General features: G+C 41.7%; 2 protein-coding genes. Both read left to right on the top strand.

The window, feature by feature from the left end:
- Window positions 1–1,245: 1,245 nt before the first annotated feature.
- Window positions 1,246–1,770 carry a hypothetical protein gene (locus AACT18_RS00115; protein WP_094144351.1) on the top strand — a complete coding sequence of 175 codons (525 nt, stop codon included), beginning with the start codon at window positions 1,246–1,248 and terminating at the stop codon, window positions 1,768–1,770.
- Window positions 1,771–1,912: 142 nt separating this feature from the next.
- Entirely contained in the window at window positions 1,913–2,062 is a 150-nt protein-coding gene (locus AACT18_RS00110; RefSeq protein WP_176428369.1) for a hypothetical protein, read from the top strand.
- The last annotated feature ends 344 nt before the right edge of the window (window positions 2,063–2,406 follow it).

Here is a 2,406-nt window from a genome sequence, read left to right as displayed (position 1 = left end):
CTGTTGGCCTAACAAACGGCTCAAGAGGGATTGCCAACGCGTGGTGACTTTAGTTCAAAATTGAAGTTCAGTGTTTACAGTGTGTTTTTTGAGTTCGGCTATGCGTTGTCAACCCCTTAGCCGGGCGTTATGTGTTTGATGGGTTTTTGAGGTTAAACCTAAAATTTCATTGAGAATTCGTTTCGTGTTTTCGGCAAGTTGGCTTGGTCGAAATGGATTCTTGAACAACCTGAAATTGATCGTTTTCAAGGTTCTTGGGTTGCCTCAATTAAGTTTTGGATCTGGTTTGTGTTGAGTTTCGCCAGTTCAAATCGCCTTAATTGAAATGTCTTTTTGACTGATTCTCTTGTTGAAATTCAGTTCTGAAAGTCTGGTGAAGCAAAAGGTTTTGTTGTGGCTGAAAGGACGCTTTCTTTGTTGTTGGTTCTGTAAGTGGCTCTCTTTGGCTAAGATCGCTGTGAAATTTAGGTTTTGGTCAGCATCATTTTGTACGTAACTTATTCAAATCTCTTCATTTCTACGGTGGTTTACTTTGAATTCACGGTAAAATTCACATAACAAGCAATTCAAGTGGATTCTCAACGCGTGGCAGTTTTACTATGCGTCAGGTAAAGTGCTTTACGGTGCAATGCAGCGGCTTGGCCAGTGCGTTGTTCACCACTTAATTGGGCGTTAGCTGAGGTTAAGAAAAACCATAAAATTAAGCGTTTATTTTTCTTGGTCTGAGGCTCTAGCTTTACACCTGAAAGTCAGCACTTTTCCGCGTATCTCGCCAGTGGCACTGTTCGTGAAGTGGTTGAACTAACCGAAGTCTGTTTACGGGAAGTGGTGTGTTTGTTTATTTCTTTGGTGTGGCTTCTTTGGTTTTGAAGCTCTTTCGCGCTTAAATTAATTTCGCACACTTGGTTGTTGGCTTCTTCGAAAGAATTCTTTGTAAATTTAAGTCTTAGAAGCTCGCCAGTTTCTCGGTTATTTCTTCTTTGCCAAGTGCGTTTAGTGGGTTAGGTTTTAGTTTCTCAGTTGTTCGTTTTACTTTGTCGCTTGAAAACAATAATGTGTTTTAAATTAGGCCGTTGGGTAGTCAATCTCCGGCTAAAGTGCAGCAGCTAACAAACGGCTCAAGAGGGATTGTCAACGCATGGCGACTTTAGTGCAAAATTGAAGTTCAGTGTTTAAGGTGTGTTTTTTGAGTTCAGCAATGCGTTGTCAACCCCTTAGCCGGGCGTTATGTTAATCGAGGGCAGAATGAACTATTTGATAGAACTATTTTCCGCCAAAAGCGATCAAGTGCAGTTAGTTACTTTTGCTTTCTCGGCCATCCTTGCTCTAACAGTGCTGTTGGTAAATCAAACGATAATCAACCAAAGGACTAAGAGAGAGTTTCTATTGGGCAAGGTTGAGGAGCTATCTAATCTGTCTATAGAGTTCACACGGGTCAGCGGTGAAATGTTAGATGAGCTAGTCAATAGGTTTGAAGATGAATCGTGTGAAAATTATGATCTACCATATGCGGTTGATAGAGAGATTTCTGCGGTATTGAGAAAAATCGAACTCATATGTGAGCTGTACTTTGAAAAGACTAACTTTTCAGTTGGGGACTATCATCTCTCGCATTTAAAGTCGTTGGAGTACATCCATAAATGGCGGGCAATAGATCTAACGGAAGGTGATATGTACAACCTTTTTGATGAAGACTATCAACTCATCAAAAGGCGTGAAGAATGGTTGGCGGAAATCTGTTTAGACTTAGCCAAGAGGCATGGGCATTAACATAACAAACGGCTCAAGAGGGATTGCCAACGCGTGGCGGCTTTGGTGCAAAATTGAAGTTCAGTGTTTACAGTGTGTTTTTTAAGTTCGGCGGTGCGTTGTCAACCCCTTAGCCGGGCGTTATGCAGCTCAGGGAAATTTAGTGGCTCAATTTTTTGGGATTTCTCCGGCTATTCGTTTTGTGTTGTCGGCAAATGAGCATTTTTACCCTCAAATTCGTGGTTCACTCAAGCCGCAAAACAGGCAAGGTTCTTTGTTTGCCTCAATCGGTTTTAGCGTTGGCGTGTTGTAAATTAAGTGGGCGCAAAGTGTGGAAAGGCCAAGTTTATCGAGTATTTCGCATTTGCTGAAAGTCTTGCTTGTTGAGTTTGTCTCATTCAAAAGCTTGGTTTGTTGTTGAAAGGTGGGCTTTGTTTTGGCGGCTTATTTATCACGGCTCCTACTTGGGTTGATTCTTGAATTACTCAACCATTGCAATCGTGGCTTTTGATCGAGTAAAGTTAGTTTATCTTATTGAATTTGCATAACAAACGGCTCAAGAGGGATTGCCAACGCGAGGCGGCTTTAGTGCAAAATTGCAGTTCAGTGTTTAAGTGTGTTTTTTGAGTTCGGCGGTGCGTTGTCAACCCCTTAGCC

Source organism: Vibrio sp. V04_P4A5T148 (genome assembly GCF_963875605.1).
GTDB lineage: Bacteria > Pseudomonadota > Gammaproteobacteria > Enterobacterales > Vibrionaceae > Vibrio > Vibrio anguillarum.
Note: the sequence above shows the minus strand (reverse complement) of the source record. Positions and strands in the feature narration are given on the sequence as shown.